Genomic DNA, 19,139 nt, shown 5'->3' on the forward strand with positions numbered 1-19,139 from the left:
GTGTGCCACGATCGGCGCGCGTCACCCGCGGACCGTCGTCGGCGCACTCGCTCATTCGCGGTGCAGTGCGCTCCAGACGGCGACCGCCGCCGCCGCCGACCACGCCTGCGGCCGGCAGGCCGCCGGGTAGGGCACGGGCCGGGGAAGCTCGCGGGCGTCGTCGCCCGAGTGCAGCTCGGGCATGCGGTAGTCGAAGGCGGGCGCAGCGGCGAGGAGCCCCTCGGCCAGCGCCGCGGCGGCCTCGTGCAAGCCCTCGAGTGCCAGCCCCTGCACGGCGATCGCGGTGTCGTGGGTCCACACACTGCCGCCGTGATAGCTCAGCGGCCAGTAGCCCGCCGACCCGGTCGACATCGTCCGCAACCCGAATCCCGACGCCATGTCCGGCGCCACGAGTCGGGAGGCGATCGACGCCGCCTGCGCGGCGTCGAGAATGCCGGTGCCGAGCACGTGGCCGAGGTTGCTCGTCACCGTGTCGACGGGTCTCTTGCGAGCGTCGAGGGCGATGGCGAGGTAGGGCCCGGCGGCGTCGTGGAGCCAGAAGCTCTCGTGGAACCGCGACCGGAGGCGGGCCGCCCAGGTGAGCCACTCGGCTCCTGCGCCCTGCCCCTCGAAGCGGTCGAGCAGGGCAGCGCCGGCGACCGCCGCCTGGTAGGCGTACGCCTGCACCTCGACGAGGGCGATCGGCCCCTCGGCGAGCGTGCCATCGCGCCACTGCACGCTGTCGCCGGAGTCCTTCCAGCCCTGGTTCGACAGGCCGTGGCCGGTCTCGTCGACGTACTCGAGCAGGCCGTCGCCGTCACTGTCGCCGTAGTCGCGCATCCACGCGAGCGCTGCGCGCAGGTGCGGCAGGAGCCGGCGGACCTCGTCGTCGGCGAGCCCCGCCCGCCACGCCTCGTCGAGCAGGCACACCCAGAGCGCCGTGGCGTCGACGGTGCCGAAGTAGAGCGGCGGCAGGCTGATGCCCTCGCCGGGCAGGGTGAGCGTCTGCGACCGCAGCTCGTGCATGATCTTGCCCGGCTGCTCGGCGGTCTCGGCCACCGACGCCGTTCCCTGCAGACCCGCGAGGACGTTCAGCGTGCCCCGCGCCACGAGGAGGCCGTCGTCGACCGGCAGCAGGAACCGCGCCGCCCAGAGCGAATCACGCCCGAACAGGGTGAAGAACCACGGCGCACCCGCGGCGAGGAAGACGTCGTCGGGCGCGTCGACGGTCGTGAGCCGGAGCGCCTCGAGGTCGTCGAGCGCGCGCGCCAGCCAGCGGGCGAGCCGGTCGTCGGAGGGCGCAGGATCCAGGGCACGCCACCGCGCAGGGGCCTTCACCCCCTCGACCACGGCCGCCTCGGACGTCGCGGTGAGGTCGAATCCGACGGTCGCCGATCCGCGTGCGGGGATCGCGACGTCCCAGGTCAGCGTGATGTCGGCTCCGTCGACGGTCGCCCGCGCGCTGTGCGTGTGAAGGGTGACGGCGGCGTCGCTCGTCCCCCACTCGCAGAGCCCGTCGCGCAGCGACACGTCGACCGGCGCGGAGGTCGCGAGGCCGGCCTTGACCAGCTCCATGGTGGTCGCGTCGGCGCGCAGGCTCATCGACACCTCGCAGCCGATCTCGCGGTCGAGGCGCGAGGTCAGGGTCAGGCGCTCGTGGATCCCGATCGTCGAGGCGACGCGCAGCACGCTCGCCCGGACGTCGGGGTCGGCTCCCGCGTCGTCGAGGCCCCGCAGGAGCGACTCGAACCGCACCGTCGAGGCGCCGATCGGCACGGTCGCGATCGGCTCGGGCTCGGCACCGTCGACGGTGAGGGAGAGGTCGGCGAGAATGCGGAGGTCGCCGAGGTAGACCCCGTGGATCGCCGCCGCGCCCATGCTTCCGTCGGGCGCCGACCATGCCTGCGCGGGCGCACGGAGCACCACGGTCTCGGCGTCGAGGAACGGCTGGAGCGCCGTGGGCGTGAGGGTGTCGGTCATGGGGTTCAGCTCCTGATCTGAGCGTCGAAGAAAAAGGTCTGCCGCGGTGGTGGGTCTACGGGCGCAGGATCCGCGGCTCCAGCGCCGTGACGACCGCCCGGCCGCTCTCGGCGTCGACCCGCAGCACCCGCCCGTCCGTCCGCTCGGAGACGACGTCTGCGAGCTGGGCGCCGTCTCCGTCGTCGCGGTACACGACGCCCGTGCCCTCGTCGAGCGCGTAGCCCGGTGCGAGGTCGCCCGCCGCCACCGCCGCCTCGTAGGCGACGGCCCGTGACGGGTCGGAGTCGTAGTGGACGGCGAGCGAGCCGGGCACGAAGCCGAGGCCGTCGGCCACGGCCGACGCGGTCGGCCCGTACGACGTGGTGACTCCGCCGGTGTGCCAGCAGAGTCCGCCGGCCGAGCCGCCGGCGAGCACGACGCCGCGGCGCCACGCGTCGCGGAGCACCCGGTCCAGCCCGTGGGCGCGCCACACGGCGAGGAGGTTGACGACGCTGCCGCCGGAGACCCACACCACGTCGGCGGCGTTCACGGCCGCAGCGAGCGACGGGACGTTGGGGTGCGGGAAGAGCCGGAGGTGGCTCGCCCGGGCTCCTGCGGCCCGTGCCGCCTCGATCTCGGTGCCCTCGACGAAGCGCGGGTCGCCGCCGGCGGTGTTGACGTGCAGGACGTGCGGGGTGCGCCCGGCCGGCACCTCGGCCAGTCGGATCGCCTCGAGCACGAGCGGCCCGTAGACGGCGTCGGTCCACTCGCCGGGGTTCAGCCCGCCGCAGGTCGCCAGGATCGTGGGCGCGCTCGCCGTCACTCCTTCACCGCCCCGTCGGACGAGTTCATGATGTGGCGCTGGAACACGAAGAACATCACGGCGACCGGGATGGTCATGATCGCGCCCGCCGCGAGCTTAAGCGGGTACTGCGTGCCGGCGCTGAGCGAGCCGGACGCCAGGTTCGCGACGCCCTTGGTGAGCGTGGTCAGCGCCGGGTTCTGCGTCGAGATGATGAACTGGCTCAGCTCGTTCCACGAGCCCTGGAACGACAGGATGATGATCGTGATCAGGGCGGGTCGCGCCATCGGCAGCACGATCGACCAGAAGATCCGGAAGGTGCCGGCGCCGTCGATCGACGCCTGCTCCTCCACCGAGGCCGGGATCGACTCGAAGAAGTTCTTCATGATGAAGACCCCGGCCGCGTCGACGAGCAGCGGAACGATCATGCCCGCGTACGAGTCGTACATGCCGAGCTGGTTGAGGACGAGGAACTTCGGGATCATGAGCACCACGCTCGGCACCGCCATCACCGCGATGAGCGCGGCGAACACGACGCTGCGGCCGCGGAACGGGATCCGCGCCAGCGCGTACCCGGCCAGCGAGTCGAAGAACACGCGCCCGGCCGTGACGAAGACCGCGACGATGAACGAGTTCTTCACCCAGAGCGGGAAGTCGCTGTTCGTGAACAGCGTCTGGATCGCCGCGAGCGAGAACGTCTTCGGGATCAGCGACAGCGGGTCGACCGCCGCGTCGGCCTCGGTCTTGAAGGCGGTGGCGATGTTGATGAGGAACGGGAAGATGTAGATCACCGCGATGGCGATCAGCACCAGGTAGAGCACTCCGGTGCTCGCCCAGAAGGCGGCGCCGCGGTGATGACGACGGCCCGCAGGAGCCGGGGTGGTCCCGCCGGCCACGTCGATGCGGTCGCTGAGCGGTGCGGTGGCGGTCATCGGTCGAGCCTCTCGTCGATCACGTTCACGCGGCTCACGCGCGTGAGGTCGGGCTGGTATCGGCGGATCCTGCGCTTCGACACGCCCCTCTCGCGGAGCACCATGCGCTGCACGAAGGTGAAGACGATGATCACGACGAAGAGGATGAAGGCGATCGCGGCGCCCTGGCCCCAGGCCTGGTTGCCGAAGGCCGAGGTGTACGACAGGTAGGCCGGCGTGAGGGTCGTGTTGCTCGGGGCGCCCTTCGTGCCCGTGTAGATCTGGTCGAAGATCTGCCAGGTGCCGATGAGGCCGAGGGTGAGCACCGTGAACAGGGTCGGGCGCAGCTGCGGCAGGGTGATGCGCCAGAAGCGCTGCCAGCCGTTCGCGCCGTCCATCATCGCGGCCTCGTCGATGTCGTGTCCGAGGTTCTGCAGGGCGGCGATGAACAGCAGCATGAACGTGCCGCTCGTGGTGAAGATGGCGAGCAGGATGAACGCGCTCATCGCGACCGAGGGGCCCGCGAACCAGTCCCACCACGAGACGCCGAGCGCCGTGTGCTGCGTCAGCAGGGCCGGGCCGTTCTGCACGCCGAAGCCCTGCAGCAGCAGGTGGATGATGCCGTCGGGGTCGTTGAACCAGTTCGGGCCGTGCAGGCCGAGGTACGACAGGACCTTGTTGACAGCGCCGGTCGTCGAGAAGAGGAACAGCCACAACACGGTGATCGCCACCGAGCTCGTGACGCTCGGGAAGTAGAACGCGGTGCGGAAGAACCCGCGGCCGCGCAGCACCGCCCGGTTGACCAGGACGGCGAGGACGAGCGAGACGGCCGTCTGGATCGGTACGACGAAGATCACGTACCACGCGTTGTTGCGCAGGGAGGTGCCGAAATTCGTCTCGGCGAGCGAGCCGCCCGAGAGCAGGCCCTGGTAGTTCTTCCCACCGATGAAGTGCACGCCCGACGAGAACGGCGAGCCGTTGCCGTTCCAGTCGGAGAAGCTGACCCAGAGCGCCATGAGCACGGGGATCAGCAGGAACAGGCCCAGGATCACGATCGTCGGGCTCACGAAGAGCCACCCGGCCAGCCCCGATCGCCGGGGTGGGCGCCGCCGCTTGAGTGTCTGCGCCGTCGTCATCGTCGTTCGTCCTCTCGCCACGCGGTCACTGGAGCGGGGCCCGCGAGGCGCGGGCCCCGCGAGGGTCACTTCTGCAGGATCGCCTGGAAGTTCTTCTGGAACGTCGACAGGAGATCGCTGGGGTTCTCGGTCTTGAGCGACGCGAGCTTCGAGTCGAAGGCGGTCACCACGTCGGCCGAGCCGTCCTGGTTCGGGACGCCCTTGGCGAAGCTCACGGAGTTCAGGAACGGGACGAGCGCCGGGTTCTGCTGCTTCCACTCGGTCGCCGCCGACTGGATGGACGGCATCACGCCGAACTGCTTGGAGAAGCTCAGCTGGTCGGACTTGCTCGTCAGCTTCTCGACGAGCGCGAGAGCTGCCTTCTGGTTGGGGGAGTCTTTCGCGATGCCCCAGCAGTTGGTGAACTGCATCGTGCTCTTGCCCGACGGGCCGGCCGGCATCTCGACGACCTTGTAGTCGATGTTCGGGTAGTCGGTCTGCATGGCGCCGGTGATCCAGTTGCCCTCGACGGTCATGGCGGCGAGGCCCTTGCCGAACGACTCTCCGCCCCATCCTGTGCCCTGATCGGTCGAGAACTGGGCGCTGCCGGACTTGAGGAGGTCCTGCACGTAGGTGAGGCCCGCCGCGTTCTGCTTCGAGTCGATCGTCGCCTCAGTGCCGGCGCTGTTGGTGATGGTGCCGCCGGCCTCCTGCATGAAGGCGCCGAGGCGCTCGTACTGCGGGCTCATGACGAGACCCGCGTGCTGCTTGGTGGTGAGCTTCGCGGCGACCGTCTTGAGCTGCGCCCAGGTGGTCGGGTAGTCCTTCGACGTGAGGCCTGCCTCCGACCACATCTTCGTGTTGATCACGAGGGCGAGGGTCGAGACGTCCTTCGGCGCGCAGTAGAAGGTGCTGCCGACGGTGAAGCTCTTCACCAGCGTGGGGTAGAAGTCGCTCTTGTTCGGCAGCTGGTCGCCGTAGGCGAGGAGGTCGCCGGCCTTCGCGTAGCCCGCGACGGCGCTCGAGGCGACGTAGAAAACGTCGGCGGGCTTGCCCGACGCGAAGCCCTGCGCGAGCTGCTGGTCGAGGTTGTTGGCCGCGGTGACGCTGGCCTTCGTGCCCGACGACTTCGACCAGTCGGCCACCGCGTTCGTGACGGCCTTCGTCTCGGCGGGGCCGGACGAGCCGATGAGCACGCTCAGGGCGGTGTTCTTGTGCGTGAGGTCTTTCGACAAGGCGCCGCTCGTCGACGAGGAGCTCGAGAAGCCCGAGCCGCAGGCGGTGAGGGCGAGGGCCGTGGCCGTCGCGAGGGCGCCGGCGGCGAAGAGGCGCCGGGCCGTTCGAGGTGTGCGTCGTTGCATGTGGGTCTCCCTGAGGTGGTGCGCGCTGCGCTGCGTGTCGGTTCGTCGCCAGAATTTGAACGATCAAACTTTCTGAGCAAGACTGTAGGGCGCGGCCCGCCGAAGTGTCAACCGGGGTCGGGTAACGTACCGGACACGCTCAGGATCGTGATCCGGGCACGAGGAGGTGGGGCTCATGACGCGTGGAGCACTCTCGCGCCAGCCCACCGTCCACGACGTCGCCAGCGCCGCCGGGGTCTCCCGGCAGACCGTGTCGAACGTCCTCAACGCCCCCGGCATCGTCAAGGCCGCAACCCGCGAGAGGGTCGAGAGGGCGATCCAGGAGCTCGGCTACCGCCCGCACGCCTCCGCCCGGCGCCTCCGCACCCGCAAGTCCTCCACCATCGGCATCCGCCTCGACCCCGTGACGAACGGCATCTCGGGAGCAGTGCTCGACCGCTTCCTGCATGCCCTCACCGAGCGGGCCGACGCGAGGGGCCTGAGGATCCTGCTGTTCACCGCTCGTGACCCCGCCGATGAGATCCGGCAGTTCGAGCGCCTGCTCGACGGCGCGGACGTCGACGGCTTTGTGCTCACCTCGACGACCTACGACGACCCCCGCATCGACTGGCTGATCGACAACGACGCCCCGTTCGTCACGTTCGGTCGGCCGTGGGGCGTCGACGACATCGACGACGCCGCGCATCGCTGGGTCGACGTCGACGGGCGGCACGGTCTCGCCGAGGCCACGCGCGCGCTGATCGAGCTCGACGCCCGGCGGATCGCCTACCTCGGCTGGCCGTCGCCGTCGGGAACGGGCGACGAGCGCTGCCGCGGCTGGCGCGAGACCATGGAGACCGAGGGGCTGGGGCCGGGGCTCTCCGCGGGGGAGCTCGACCAGCTCGAGCTGCGCAGCGAGGACGGCGTCGCCCAGGGCTCGGACGCCATCCGAGGTCTCCTGGCGACCGGAGCCGTCGTCGACGGGGTCGTCTGCGCGAGCGACTCGCTGGCCCTCGGCGCCCTCATGGTGCTCGGCTCGTCGGTGCCGATCGTCGGCTACGACAACACCCCGGTCGCGTCGGCGGTCGGGCTGCCGAGTGTCGAGCAGCCGCTCGAACAGGTCGCGGCGGCGGCCCTCGACCTCCTGCTCGAGTCGACCGACGGCCCCGGGGCGCAGGAGCAGCCGGACCCCGACTCGGCGGCCGTCATCGGCGACCCCGAGGGCCCGGGCGACCCCCGCCATCGTCTCCTCCGGCCGGCGGTCGTCTGGCGCTGAGCGCGCTCGCGGCGAACACGGTCGCGGCGCTCAGCATGATCGCCCCGGCGAGGATCGGCACGCTCCAGAAGTGCAGCGGTGCTGTGGCGATGATGCCGGCGATTCCGGCCGCGATCGCGTAGAGGCGGAGCATGGCGGGTGAGAGGAGCTCCGCCCGCGTCAGTCGGCGACGGAGGTCGACCGAGCCGGTCTGGTGGGGCAGGCGACGCGTCGCGTGAGCGACCAGCAGAGCGATCGAGCCGAAGCAGGCCGCCCAGCCGAGCCACGGGCTCCCGGAGAGGCGCCACACGGTGACGGCGACGACGAGGGCGCCGATCTGGCCGGGTTCGGAGACCAGGAGGCGAACCCGGTGGTCGAGTGCGCGACGCGGCGCGGCGAGTGTCGGGTGCACTGCGGCTCGCCTCAGGCGGGGAGGAGCGGGGCCGAGAGCAGGCGCAGCGCGCGGCGCAGAAGCGACTCGTAGGCGGCCGGATTCGCGTCGGCGGCGGCCGCATCCAGCGCGTCGACCGCGCGACGGAGGCGGCCCTCGTCGAGCAGGATGCGACGCGCGCGAAGGTTGTCGTCGCAGAAGAAGTCGCGGACGGTCTCGAGAGCGACCGGCGACTCGGTGGCCGTCTGAGCGCACAGCGCCTCGATCGCGGCGAGGAGCCGGCATGCGGCGTTGTGGCCGCACGCGTCGATCGGCGCGAGAGCGGCGCCGTCGCGCACCAGGTCGGAGCAGAGCTGCTGCAGTTCGAGCGTGGCGACGGCGACGGTGAACTCGTCGCCGACGACGGCCCGGCGGCGGGCGTTGTGGCCCTGGGGCGCGCGGGCGCTGTCGAAGACCCAGCTGCCGCTGAGGGGGCTGTCGAGAAGAGTGGTCGTGGTCATGCGGGACTCCGGGGTTGTGGGGGTTCGTGTGACTCGCGAAACAGCCGTTCGGCCGTGCATACACAGTATTTCAGATATAGATAAAGAAGACAAGGTCTCTCAGGAAGACTCGATCGACCCGTCGGGCGACGGCAGCAGATCGGAGGCGATCCACGGGAAGACGATGTCGAACAGAGCCCAGACGGCGGCCGCCGCGAGGGCGAGCATCAGGAGCAGGCGGAACCAGACCGGGCCCGGCAGGAGGCGCCAGAGGAGCGAGACGATCATGGGCGTGCGCCTTTCGAGAGTTCTTTCGGGGTGCCGTCTTTCGCGTTCATCCAGGCGGTGAGCTTCGCGTGGACGACGTAGCGCTCGGCGGCGGACCACATCGGGTGGCAGGCCGTGAGGGTCAGCCAGCGATCGTTCCCGCTCGGGGAGACGCCCGGCCTGTTCGGAACGGGAGCGATGGTCTCGACGTGGTCGGGCGTGACGATCTCGGCGTCGGTGACCTCGTAGACGTACCAGACGTCGAATCCTGCGGCCTTGTCGGTCGCCCGGACCACGATCGGGTCGCCGGTCTTCAGCTCTGCGATCTGATTGAGCGGCTTGCCGTAGGTGACCCGGTGGCCGGCGACGGCGAAGTTGCCGACGCCGCCGGGCATCGCCGTGCCCTCGTAATGGCCGAGGCCGATCGTGTTCAGGACCTTCTGGCGGTCGATGCCCTCGCCGATCGGGCGTTCGTAGTCGGCGCCGAATCGGGGGATGCGCATCGTGCCGAACACGTCCGCGAGCCCTTGGGGCTCGGCCAGAACAGGGATGTCGGTGTCGGTCGCGGGGCGCTCGGCACCGCCCGGCTTCGTCTCGGGCAGCCGGAGCTGCTCGACGATCGCGTTCTGGGCGGCGACGCCCGTGACGTCGGTGTACCAGGTGCTCCAGAGGACGTAGAGGCCGATGCCGCTGCCGCCGAGGAGGAGGAGCTCGGCGAGGAGCCCGGCGAGGACCGCGCTCGCCGAGCGGCGGGACCGCCTGGCGCGGCGGCCGCGCTGAGTCAAGACGCCAGGGTGTAGCGGCCGGCGGCGACCCGGCCGCGCGTGGCGGAGACCGCGTCGAGCGGATCGAGCCCCTCGGCGATGTCGGTCGCGATGTCGGCGATCTGTCGGGCCGCGGTGCCGTCGCCGTAGGGCGAGCCCTGCGGCAGATCGCCCGCGAACCCGCGGAGGACGGCGTTGGCGGCCTCGGCGATGTCGAGGTCGGGGGTGATGAGGCGCGCGTGGCCGGAGTCGACCGACTCGGGTCGCTCGGTCGAGCGCCGGACCACCAGGAGGGGGACGCCCAGGACGGTGCACTCCTCTTGCACGCCGCCGGAGTCGGACACGAGGAGCGACGCGTCGGCCGCGAGCCGGAGGAACGCGGCGTGGCCCGGCGACGGGAGCACCGTGAGGCCGGAGAGCAGGTGCTCGAGGCCGAAGCGCTCGATCGCGGCGCGGGTGCGGGGGTGCAGGAGCAGCACGACCTCCGCCTCGATGCCGCGGAGGCCTTCGAGCACGCGCGTCAGCGCCTCGGCGGTGTCTGTGTTCTCGGGCCGGTGGGTGGTGGCGACGACGTAGCGGCCGGCCGGCGCAGGGATCGCCGAGCCGGAGTCGAGCGGGTGGGCGAGCGAGGCCAGGGTCGCCTCGACGATGGTGTTGCCGGTGACGATCACGCGTGCCGGGTCGACGCCCTCGCCCTCGAGGTTGACCGCGTTGTGCGGTGTGGCCGCGCAGTGGACGTCGCTGAGCGCGCCGGTGACGACGCGGTTGAGCTCTTCGGGCATGGCGCGGTCGTACGAGCGGAGGCCGGCCTCGACGTGGATCACCGGGATGCCAAGGTAGTTGGCGGCCTGCGCGCCGGCCGACACGGCGTTGGTGTCGCCCTGGACGATGACGACGGCCGGGCGGTCGCGCTCGAACGAGGCGGTGAGCGCGAGCAGAGCCGTTGCGATCTGCTGACCGCGCGTGGCCCCGCCGACGCCCGAGAGGATCTCGTCGGGCTCGCCGATGCCGAGCTGGGTGAGGAACTGGCCGGAGAGCTCGGCGTCATAGTGCTGACCTGTGTGGATGGTGCGGGCACGGTCGCCGAGCAGGGCGATGACGGGCGCGAGCTTGATGATCTCGGGGCGCGTGCCGAAGACGACGGCGACGTCCTTCGACGGGGAGGTGACGGGGTGCTTCGGATTCATGAGACGTCCTTTCGGGGGTGACGTCTCATATCGTCACATAAATATCACATTCAATCAAGATGTGAAATATAACAGTCTGGCTCTTACCGCAGACTGCCCTCGTCCTGGCCTTTCTTGGAGGGGGCGGACGCGCTGTTGCGGGCCGTGGAGCGTGCGGCCGCGCCGACTTCGCGATCCTGCGCCCCTCGCTTGACCGGCATCTCGGGTCGGCGGGGCTCGCCGCTGCGCGCTTGGCCCGGGAACGCCCACGTGCGCGAGCGTCGTCCGTAGAGCAGCTCGGACGAGTCGAGCAGCCACGGCACGAGCGCGACGGTGACGCCGTGGGCGAGCATCAGCTTCTGCCGGATACGGCGCGAGCGGTGGTTGTGCAGGATCGCCTCCCACCAGTGGCCGACGATGTAGATCGGGGTGTAGACGGTGACGACCTCGGCCCCGAACTCTTCGCGGTGGGCCTTGATGTACTTGATGACCGGCACGGCGACGTCGCGGTACGGCGACGGGATGATGATGAGGGGCACGTCGATGTTCATGGCGTCCCACTGGGCCTGGAGCTTCTCGGTCGCCTCCGGCTCGACGGAGACGTGGATCGCCTCGAGCGTGTCGTGGCGGGCCGCGATCGCGTAGTCGATGGCCTTGAGCACCGGCTTCTGCATCTTGCCGACGAGGACGATCGCGTGGTCGCCCGAGGCGCCGAAGGTCGTCGTGGCGTCGACCTCGACCTCGACCTCGACGTCGCGGTAGTAGCGGTTCACGCCGAGCATGAGCAGCCACAGGATCGGCATGACGACGAAGACGATCCAGGCGCCGTGCGTGAACTTCGTGATCGTCACGACGATGAGCACCGTGAAGGTGAGGATCGCCCCGAACAGGTTGATCACGAGCGACCGCTTGATCTGGCCGCGGCCGGTCGTCTCGGGATCGCGGAGCAGGCGGATCCAGTGCCGGACCATGCCCGACTGCCCGAGCGTGAACGAGACGAAGACGCCGATGATGTACAGCTGGATCAGCTGAGTGACGTTGGCGCGGAAGATGAGCAGGATCACGCTGGCGATCACCGCGAGGGCGATCACGCCGTTCGAGTAGATGAGCCGGTCGCCGCGGCTGTTGAGGGCTTTCGGCGCGTACGTGTCGCGGGCGAGGATCGAGCCGAGGAGGGGGAAGCCGTTGAACGCGGTGTTCGCGGCGAGGAGGAGCACTGCGGCCGTCACGGCCTGGATCAGGAAGAACGGGATGCTGTCGGCGCCGAACACCGCCGTCGCGACCTGCGAGATGAGGCTCGGCTGCACGGCCGTGGCGCAGTTCTTCAGCCCGACGAGGTCGCACGACGACTCGGCGTAGTGCACCTTCGCGATGAGCGACACCGTGGTGAGACCGGCGAACAGCACGATCGCCGTGCCGCCCATGAGCGCCAGGGTCTTCTGCGCGTTCTTGACCTTCGGGAACCGGAAGGCGGGCACGCCGTTCGCGATGGCCTCGACGCCGGTGAGCGCCGAGCAGCCCGAGGCGAAGGCGCGCAGGATCAGCAGGACGAACGCGGCGTGAGCCACGTTGTCGCCCTGCACCGTGTACGACGCGCTCTCGGCGACCGGGGCGTGGCCGGCGGCCGTGCGGAGGAGGCCGACGACGACCATGACGAACACGCTGGCGATGAAGAGATAGGTCGGCACGGCGAACGCCTTGCCGGACTCGCGGACGCCGCGGAGGTTCACTCCGGCCAGCAGGATCACGAAGAAGATCGCCATCTCGACGCGGAACTCGTTGAGCTCGGGCACGGCGGAGATGATGTTGTCGACGCCGGACGCGATCGACACCGCGACCGTCATGACGTAGTCGACCAGGAGCGCCGACGCGACGACGAGGCCGGCCTTCTCGCCGAGGTTCGTGCGCGCGACCTCGTAGTCGCCGCCGCCGGACGGGTAGGCCTTCACGAGCTGCCGGTACGACAGCACGACGACGATGAGCAGCACGACGACCGCCGTGGCCACCCACGGGGCGAGCGTCAGGAAGCCGAGTCCGCCGATGAGCAGGATCATCAGCATCTCCTGCGGCGCGTAGGCCACGGAGCTCAGCGGGTCGCTCGCGAAGATGGGGAGGGCGAGGTGCTTCGGGAGGAGCTGGTGCTCGAGCTTCTCCGACGACAGCGGCTCGCCGATCAGCCACCGTTTCGGCGACCGTACGTCGTTTGTCACGACGGACGAGCCTACGCCCTGACGAGGACGTGTCAACATCGCGGCCCTGCGCGGTATTCCCCCAGTTGTCGGGGTCTTCGCTGTCTTTTCTCCACGGGTGCTTGACCTTGACGCGGCGTCAACGTTTAGCGTCGTGGCCATGGAGTACGGCATTCAGGAGGTCGCGCGGATCGCGGGAGTCTCGAGTCGCACGCTGCGGCACTACGACCAGGTCGGGCTCCTGCCGGCCCTGCGGTCGGAGCGGAACGGCTACCGGGTCTACGACGACGCATCGCTGGGCAGGCTTCAGCGGATCCTGCTGCTCCGCGATCTCGGGGTGGGGCTGGACGAGGTCCGCAGGATCCTGGAGCACCCCGGCGACCGCGTCTCGGCCCTCGAGACGCACCGCTCCCTCCTCGAGGGGGAGCGGGAGCGCCTGGACCGCATGATCGCATCGGTGGACCACACCCTCGGCGCCTGGAGAGAAGGAGAAGAGGCCATGGCCGAGAAGATGTTCGACGGGTTCGACCACACCCGGTTCGAGGGAGAGGTGCGCGAGCGCTGGGGCGCGGACCGCCAGAGGGCCTCGTCGGACTGGTGGGAGGCGCTCGGCGACGACGGACGCGAGGCGCACCGGGCCGAGCAGCGCGCGATCGCCGCGGGGTTCGCGGCGCTCGCCGACGAAGGAGTCGACCCGGCGTCGCCCGAGGCGCGATCTCTCGCCCGGCGGCAGCTGGACTGGGTGTCGGCCGCGTGGGGCGGGCGTCGGCCGACCGCCGCCGAGTTCGAGGGCCTCGCCGAGATGTACGTGAGCGACCCGCGGTTCGCGAGCGCCTATGCTCCTGCGACCGGCTACGTCAGGGACGCCCTGGCCTCGTTCGCCCGCGACGAACTGGAGTAGCTCCGGGCTCCGGCATCAGCCGACTCACGGCGCGGGTGGTGTTCGATTGAGCCAACCCGCGCCCATCACCCCACCACACCGGAGCGCTTGTGCACTTCCTCTCGATCTTCAGCCTCCGCAACCGCGCGCTCATCGCGCTGATCACGATCGTCGTCGCGATCTTCGGCGGCTACGCTCTGACGTCGCTGAAGCAGGAGCTGATCCCCGACATCACCCTGCCGCAGGTCGCGATCGTGACCAGCTACCCGGGCGCGTCGCCCCAGGTGGTGAGCGACTCGGTGTCGTCGCCGATCGAGAAGGCGATCCAGGTGATCCCGGGGCTGCAGACGACCACGGCGACCTCGCAGACCTCGACGTCGACGATCCAGGCGTCGTTCGACTACGGCACCGACATCCCGCAGGCCGAGGAGAAGATCCAGCAGGCGATCGACGCCACGACGCTGCCCGACTCGGTGCAGACGCAGGTCGTGGCGGGCGATCTCAGCGACCTGCCGGTGGTCGAGATCGCGGTGACGGGCGGGCCGAGCGACAAGCAGAAGCTCGTCGACGACCTGAACAACATCACCGTTCCGGCGCTGCAGAAGCTCGACGGCGTGAATCAGGCGACCGTCTACGGCGACGCCGGGCAGCGCGTCACGATCCAGCCCGACGCCTCGAAGCTCGCGGCGGTGGGACTGTCGACGAGTGCCATTAAGGACGCCCTCGACGACAACGGCACCCTCGTGCCCGGCGGGCAGATCACTCAGAACGGCAAGACGCTGTCGATCCAGTCGGGGTCGCGGCTGACCAGCGTCACGCAGGTCGAGAATCTCCCGCTGGTCGGAGCCAAGTCGCCCGTCACCGGCGCGGCCGTGGCGACCGCCATCAAGGACGTCGCGACGGTGAAGCTGACGAGCGCGCCGGTGACCTCGATCTCGCGGGTGAACGGCAAGGACGCCCTCACGATCGCCGTCACCAAGACGCAGGACTCCAACACGGTCGACGTCTCGAAGACGATCCGGAACGACATCCCCTCGCTGCTGTCGAACCTGAACGACGGCGTGAAGATGACCGTCGTCTTCGACCAGGCGCCGTTCATCCAGCAGTCGATCACGTCGCTCGCGACCGAGGGCGGCCTGGGTCTCCTCTTCGCCGTGATCGTGATCTTCCTGTTCCTCTTCTCTTTCCGCTCGACGATCGTCACCGCGATCAGCATCCCGACGAGCGTGCTCATCACGTTCATCGGCCTGCTCGCCACCGGCTACACGATCAACATCCTCACCCTCGGTGCGCTCACGATCGCCGTCGGCCGCGTCGTCGACGACTCCATCGTCGTCACCGAGAACATCAAGAGGCATCTCGTGCCCGGGGTGCCCCGGGTGCAGGCGATCACGGCCGCCGTCCGCGAGGTCGCCTCGGCCGTCACGGCGTCGACGCTCACCACCGTCGTCGTCTTCCTGCCGCTCGCCTTCGTGCAGAGCGAGGTCGGCGAGCTGTTCCGGCCGTTCGCGCTCACCGTCGTCATCGCCCTGCTCGGGTCGCTGTTCGTCTCGCTGACGATCGTGCCGGTGCTGTCGTATTGGTTCATGCGGGCGGGCAAGGAGCATCGCCACGTGGAGGCCTCCCCGGTCTCGGGCGGCGAGGTGGCACGGGGTGGGGAGCGGTTGCGCCGGGGGTACCTGCCGATCCTGAGCTGGACCCTGAAGTTCAAGAAGCTGACTCTGCTGTTCGCGGTGCTCGTGCTCGCGGGGTCGGGTGCCGCCGCCACGCTGCTGACGACCAACTTCCTCGGGTCGTCGGGGCAGAACACGCTGTCGATCTCGCAGAAGCTGCCTGCGGGCACGTCGCTCACCGCGCAGTCCGACGCCGCGAAGAAGGTCGAGACCGCCCTGGAGTCGGTGAAGCAGGTGCAGACCGTGCAGTTGACCATCGGGTCGAGCGGCAACTCGTTCGCGGCGTTCCTCGGTGGCGGCGACGACTCGACCGTCACCTACCAGATCACCACCGACGAGAACGCCGACCAGGACGCCCTGACCGCGACGATCCGGTCGAAGATGGACGCGCTTCGCGGTGCGGGGGACATCACCGTCGAGCCCTCGAGCGGGTTCGGGTCGAGCAACGACATCGAGGTCGACGTCACCGCGAACGACGCCTCGACGCTGACCACGGCGGCGAACCGGGTCGAGAAGGCGATGCAGGGCATCCCGTCGGCGGCGGGCGTGACGAGCAACCTGTCGAAGGCGCAGCCGCTGATCGGCATCTCGGTCGATCGCGTCGCGGCGGCGTCGTACGGGCTCAGCGAGATCGAGGTCGGCGGGCTCGTGTCGCAGGAGGTGCAGCCCACCGACGTCGGGTCGCTCGAGATCAGCGGCGCCACCGTCGACATCTACACGACGCCGACCTCGCCGCCGACGACGCTGTCGGCGCTCAAGGACCTGACGATCCCGACCGCGCGCGGCGTCATCCCGCTCTCCAAGGTCGCCACCGTCACGCAGACGAACGGGCCCGCGTCGATCACGACCGAGAACGCGGTGCGGAGCGCGACGATCACCATCACGCCGGCGTCGAACGACCTGTCGGCCGCGAACTCGCAGGTGTCGAAGGCGCTCGCCGGGGTGTCGCTGCCCCGGGGCGCGTCCGCGGCGATCGGCGGCGTGACGTCGCAGCAGACGACGGCGTTCCAGGATCTCGGGATCGCGCTGATCGTGGCGATCCTGGTCGTCTACATCGTGATGGTGGCGACGTTCAAGAGCCTGCTGCAGCCGCTGCTGCTGCTCGTGTCGATCCCGTTCGCGGCGACCGGCGCGATTCTGCTGCAGGTCGGGGCGAACATCCCGCTCGGGGTCCCGTCGCTGATCGGCGTTCTCATGCTCGTCGGGATCGTGGTCACGAACGCGATCGTGCTCATCGACCTCGTCAACCAGTACCGGCGCAACGGGCTGTCGGTGCACGATGCGCTGGTCGAGGGGGCCTCGCGGAGGCTCCGGCCGATCCTCATGACCGCCCTCGCGACGATCTTCGCGCTGACGCCGCTCGCGCTCGGCCTCACCGGCCACTCGTCGTTCATCTCGCAGCCGCTCGCCATCGTCGTGATCGGCGGCCTGCTGTCGTCGACAGTGCTGACGCTGATCGTGCTGCCGGCCCTGTACGCCTGGGTGTTCGGGGCGCTCGAGCGGCGGGCGGCGAGGCGTGCGTCCGCGGACGGCGCGCTGTCGGCGCAGGCTCTGCCGTCGCGCCAGTAGCGGAGGGGGGTGTCGCCGGGCGAGGCGCTCGTGTAACGTAGGCTGGTCGGCTCGAGACACCGCAGAGTGCTGCGGATGGGTTTTGTACGTCTCAGGGGCCGGAATCACGACGAACGGTCGTGACGAAAACGGCGGCGATCATCGCCGCGTCGGTCCCTGGCCAATGGCGCCCGGGTGCTTTCTTTTCGCACCGCATCTACGAACCCAGAGAGAATCATGTCTCCCTTCAACAAGAGCAATTCGTCGCGCCCCGGGCGCCCCGCCACCGGCCAGGCCGCCCGCGGTCAGGCCGCCGGCCGCAAGCCCGGCTCGAAGAGCCCGAAGCACCGCGGCTACCGCCCCGAGGCCGACCAGCCCAAGAAGAACCGGTGGGAGACCGCCGAGCGCAACGCCTCCAGGGCGCAGGAGCAGGCGGACCGCCCCGGCGGCCGACGCTACGACCGCGACGACCGCACCTCGGGCCGCCCCAACTGGGAGCCCCGCACGCCCGGCGGCTCGAACTCGCGCTTCGGCGGCGGCCGCGACGACCGTGACGCCCGTAACGGCGCGCGCGGCGGCAACGACCGCGGCTCGCGGTACGACCGTGACGACCGCCCGGCCCGAGGTGGCTACGACCGCGACGACCGCGGCTCGCGCTTCGGCGGCGGACGCCGTGACGAGCGTCCGGCTCGCGGCGGCGACGACCGCTTCCGCGACGAGCGCCCCGCCCGCGGTGCCGACCGCGGCGACCGCGGCGGCTACGACCGTCGCGACGACCGTGACCGCGCGCCCCGCACCGAGGGGCGCGCGCCGTTCGTGCGCCGCGACGACTACGGCTCCGGCCGCCCCGCCCGCCACGACCGACCCGCCCGCGACGACCGCGGCTCACGCGGCGGCTTCGACCGCGACGACCGCCGCCCGGCGCGCGACGAGCGCCCGGGGCGCTTCGACCGCGACGACCGCCGGTCGCGCTTCAGCCGCGACGAGCGGCCGGCGCGCGGCGGCTTCGACCGCGACGAGCGGCCTTCCCGCGGAGGGTTCGGGAGCGACGAGCGTCGTCCTTCCCGCGGCGGGTTCACGGGCGACGACCGGCGCGGCTCCGGACGCGAGCAGCGCGGCGGTCAGAGCCGCAGCGACTTCTACCCGGCGCGCGATGAGGCGAGCTCCTGGGCCCCTGAGGCCGACGTCAAGCTCGAGAAGCTCCAGGCCGAGATGGTGACCGCGGCCGAGGTCGAGGGCACCACGTGGGGCGACCTGGGCCTCGGCGACAACATCACGAGGCAGCTTCAGGCCATGGGCGCCGAGACGCCGTTCCCGATCCAGGCCGCGACGATCCCCGACGTGCTCGCCGGGCGCGACGTGCTCGGCCGTGGCCGCACGGGCTCGGGCAAGACCATCGCCTTCGGCGCTCCGCTGGTCGAGAAGCTCATGGAGAACGGCGGTGGCAAGAAGCGCGCCATGGGGCGTGCGCCGCGCGCGCTAATCCTCGCGCCGACCCGCGAGCTGGCGCTGCAGATCGACCGCACGGTGCAGCCGATCGCCCGCTCGGTCGGGCTCTTCACCACCCAGATCTACGGCGGCGTGCCCCAGGGTCGCCAGGTCGGTGCGCTCAGCCGCGGCGTCGACATCGTCATCGGAACCCCGGGCCGCATCGAGGACCTCGTCGAACAGGGGCGCCTCGACCTCTCGGAGGTCGTCGTCACGGTGCTCGATGAGGCCGACCACATGTGCGACCTCGGGTTCCTCGAGCCGGTGCAGCGGATCATCCGCGAGACGGCGCAGCTCACCCCCGCGGGCGACCGCGCGCAGAAGCTCCTCTTCAGCGCCACGCTCGACCGGGGTGTCGCGAAGCTCGTCGACGAATTCCTGGTGAAGCCCGCAGTGCACGAGGTCGCCGGTGAAGACCAGGCGTCGGCCACGATCGACCACCGCGTGCTTCTCATCGAGCAGCGCGACAAGGTGCGCGTGATCGAAGAGCTCGCGTCGGGCGAGGGCAAGACGCTCGTCTTCGCCCGCACCCGCGCGTTCGCCGAGCAGCTCGCCGAGGAGCTCGGCGACGCCGGGATCCCGACCACGAGCCTCCACGGCGACCTGAACCAGGGGCGCCGCACGCGGAATCTGCAGCAGCTGACCTCGGGCCGCGTCAACGTGCTCGTCGCCACCGACGTTGCCGCGCGCGGAATCCACGTCGACGACATCTCGCTCGTGATCCAGGCCGACATGCCCGAGGAGTACAAGACCTACCTGCACCGCGCCGGCCGCACCGGCCGCGCCGGCAAGGAGGGCACCGTCGTCACGCTGATCACGCGTCAGCGCCAGCGCAAGATGGGCGAGCTGCTCGGTCGCGCCGAGATCTCGGCGCCGATGGAGCAGGTGCGTCCGGGTGATCGGTTGATCGCGGAGATCGCCGGCGCCTAGCCT

General features: G+C 70.4%; 15 protein-coding genes. 4 read left to right on the top strand and 11 right to left on the bottom strand.

Annotated elements, in window-relative coordinates:
- Positions 1-51: 51 nt before the first annotated feature.
- From C8E83_RS16575 to C8E83_RS16595, 5 genes are all read right to left on the bottom strand, one after another.
- Complete coding sequence (locus tag C8E83_RS16575; protein WP_121371201.1) at positions 52-1,959, bottom strand: glycogen debranching N-terminal domain-containing protein; 1,908 nt, start codon at positions 1,957-1,959, stop codon at positions 52-54.
- 55 nt (positions 1,960-2,014) lie between these two features.
- Positions 2,015-2,761: a Type 1 glutamine amidotransferase-like domain-containing protein gene (locus C8E83_RS16580; protein ID WP_121371202.1), complete on the bottom strand. Its 747-nt coding sequence runs from the start codon at positions 2,759-2,761 to the stop codon at positions 2,015-2,017.
- Positions 2,758-3,672, bottom strand: a complete 915-nt coding sequence (locus tag C8E83_RS16585) for a carbohydrate ABC transporter permease (protein ID WP_121371204.1) — start codon at positions 3,670-3,672, stop codon at positions 2,758-2,760. Before C8E83_RS16585 ends, C8E83_RS16580 begins: the two co-directional genes overlap by 4 nt.
- A complete protein-coding gene (locus C8E83_RS16590) occupies positions 3,669-4,787 on the bottom strand; it encodes a carbohydrate ABC transporter permease (protein ID WP_121371206.1) in 1,119 nt (372 codons plus the stop codon). Before C8E83_RS16590 ends, C8E83_RS16585 begins: the two co-directional genes overlap by 4 nt.
- Positions 4,788-4,852: 65 nt before the next feature.
- Positions 4,853-6,127 (bottom strand): sugar ABC transporter substrate-binding protein, encoded by a 1,275-nt coding sequence (locus tag C8E83_RS16595; protein WP_121371207.1) that lies wholly within the window; start codon positions 6,125-6,127, stop codon positions 4,853-4,855.
- A 175-nt stretch (positions 6,128-6,302) separates the two neighbouring features.
- Here C8E83_RS16595 and C8E83_RS16600 point away from each other — a divergent pair, with 175 nt between their 5' ends.
- Complete coding sequence (locus C8E83_RS16600; protein WP_121371208.1) at positions 6,303-7,382, top strand: LacI family DNA-binding transcriptional regulator; 1,080 nt, start codon at positions 6,303-6,305, stop codon at positions 7,380-7,382.
- Here C8E83_RS16600 and C8E83_RS16605 read toward each other — a convergent pair.
- The 6 genes from C8E83_RS16605 to C8E83_RS16625 all read right to left on the bottom strand — a co-directional run bounded on the left by C8E83_RS16605 (position 7,312) and on the right by C8E83_RS16625 (position 12,677).
- Positions 7,312-7,773, bottom strand: coding sequence for a hypothetical protein (locus C8E83_RS16605; protein ID WP_121371209.1), 462 nt, complete (start codon positions 7,771-7,773; stop codon positions 7,312-7,314). The genes C8E83_RS16600 and C8E83_RS16605 overlap by 71 nt on opposite strands.
- Before the next feature lie 11 nt (positions 7,774-7,784).
- The gene (locus C8E83_RS16610; protein ID WP_121371210.1) at positions 7,785-8,252 is read right to left on the bottom strand and encodes a hypothetical protein; all 468 of its coding nucleotides are present in this window, start codon (positions 8,250-8,252) and stop codon (positions 7,785-7,787) included.
- A gap of 99 nt (positions 8,253-8,351) precedes the next feature.
- Entirely contained in the window at positions 8,352-8,519 is a 168-nt protein-coding gene (locus C8E83_RS19635) for a hypothetical protein (protein ID WP_170159795.1), read from the bottom strand.
- Entirely contained in the window at positions 8,516-9,283 is a 768-nt protein-coding gene (locus tag C8E83_RS16615; protein ID WP_121371211.1) for a class E sortase, read from the bottom strand. The genes C8E83_RS19635 and C8E83_RS16615 overlap by 4 nt, the downstream gene beginning before the upstream one ends.
- Positions 9,280-10,449, bottom strand: coding sequence for a non-hydrolyzing UDP-N-acetylglucosamine 2-epimerase (gene wecB, locus C8E83_RS16620; RefSeq protein ID WP_121371212.1), 1,170 nt, complete (start codon positions 10,447-10,449; stop codon positions 9,280-9,282). Before wecB ends, C8E83_RS16615 begins: the two co-directional genes overlap by 4 nt.
- 83 nt (positions 10,450-10,532) lie before the next feature.
- Positions 10,533-12,677 (bottom strand): APC family permease, encoded by a 2,145-nt coding sequence (locus tag C8E83_RS16625; RefSeq protein WP_121371213.1) that lies wholly within the window; start codon positions 12,675-12,677, stop codon positions 10,533-10,535.
- A gap of 100 nt (positions 12,678-12,777) precedes the next feature.
- Here C8E83_RS16625 and C8E83_RS16630 point away from each other — a divergent pair, with 100 nt between their 5' ends.
- From C8E83_RS16630 to C8E83_RS16640, 3 genes are all read left to right on the top strand, one after another.
- The gene (locus tag C8E83_RS16630; protein WP_121371214.1) at positions 12,778-13,518 is read left to right on the top strand and encodes a MerR family transcriptional regulator; all 741 of its coding nucleotides are present in this window, start codon (positions 12,778-12,780) and stop codon (positions 13,516-13,518) included.
- Between the two features lie 89 nt (positions 13,519-13,607).
- A complete protein-coding gene (locus C8E83_RS16635) occupies positions 13,608-16,739 on the top strand; it encodes an efflux RND transporter permease subunit (protein WP_121371215.1) in 3,132 nt (1,043 codons plus the stop codon).
- Between the two features lie 216 nt (positions 16,740-16,955).
- Positions 16,956-19,136 (top strand): DEAD/DEAH box helicase, encoded by a 2,181-nt coding sequence (locus C8E83_RS16640; RefSeq protein ID WP_121371216.1) that lies wholly within the window; start codon positions 16,956-16,958, stop codon positions 19,134-19,136.
- The last annotated feature ends 3 nt before the right edge of the window (positions 19,137-19,139 follow it).

Origin of the sequence: Frondihabitans australicus (assembly GCF_003634555.1) — a bacterium.
Classification (GTDB): domain Bacteria; phylum Actinomycetota; class Actinomycetes; order Actinomycetales; family Microbacteriaceae; genus Frondihabitans; species Frondihabitans australicus.

Coding starts and splice junctions, on each gene's coding strand:
- C8E83_RS16585 (WP_121371204.1), bottom strand. CDS start 3,672: ATGACCGCCACCGCACCGCTCAGCGACCGCATCGACGTGGCCGGCGGG.
- C8E83_RS16630 (WP_121371214.1), top strand. CDS start 12,778: ATGGAGTACGGCATTCAGGAGGTCGCGCGGATCGCGGGAGTCTCGAGT.
- C8E83_RS16590 (WP_121371206.1), bottom strand. CDS start 4,787: ATGACGACGGCGCAGACACTCAAGCGGCGGCGCCCACCCCGGCGATCG.
- C8E83_RS16600 (WP_121371208.1), top strand. CDS start 6,303: ATGACGCGTGGAGCACTCTCGCGCCAGCCCACCGTCCACGACGTCGCC.
- wecB (WP_121371212.1), bottom strand. CDS start 10,449: ATGAATCCGAAGCACCCCGTCACCTCCCCGTCGAAGGACGTCGCCGTC.
- C8E83_RS16575 (WP_121371201.1), bottom strand. CDS start 1,959: ATGACCGACACCCTCACGCCCACGGCGCTCCAGCCGTTCCTCGACGCC.
- C8E83_RS19635 (WP_170159795.1), bottom strand. CDS start 8,519: ATGATCGTCTCGCTCCTCTGGCGCCTCCTGCCGGGCCCGGTCTGGTTC.
- C8E83_RS16625 (WP_121371213.1), bottom strand. CDS start 12,677: ATGTTGACACGTCCTCGTCAGGGCGTAGGCTCGTCCGTCGTGACAAAC.
- C8E83_RS16640 (WP_121371216.1), top strand. CDS start 16,956: ATGTCTCCCTTCAACAAGAGCAATTCGTCGCGCCCCGGGCGCCCCGCC.
- C8E83_RS16610 (WP_121371210.1), bottom strand. CDS start 8,252: ATGACCACGACCACTCTTCTCGACAGCCCCCTCAGCGGCAGCTGGGTC.
- C8E83_RS16595 (WP_121371207.1), bottom strand. CDS start 6,127: ATGCAACGACGCACACCTCGAACGGCCCGGCGCCTCTTCGCCGCCGGC.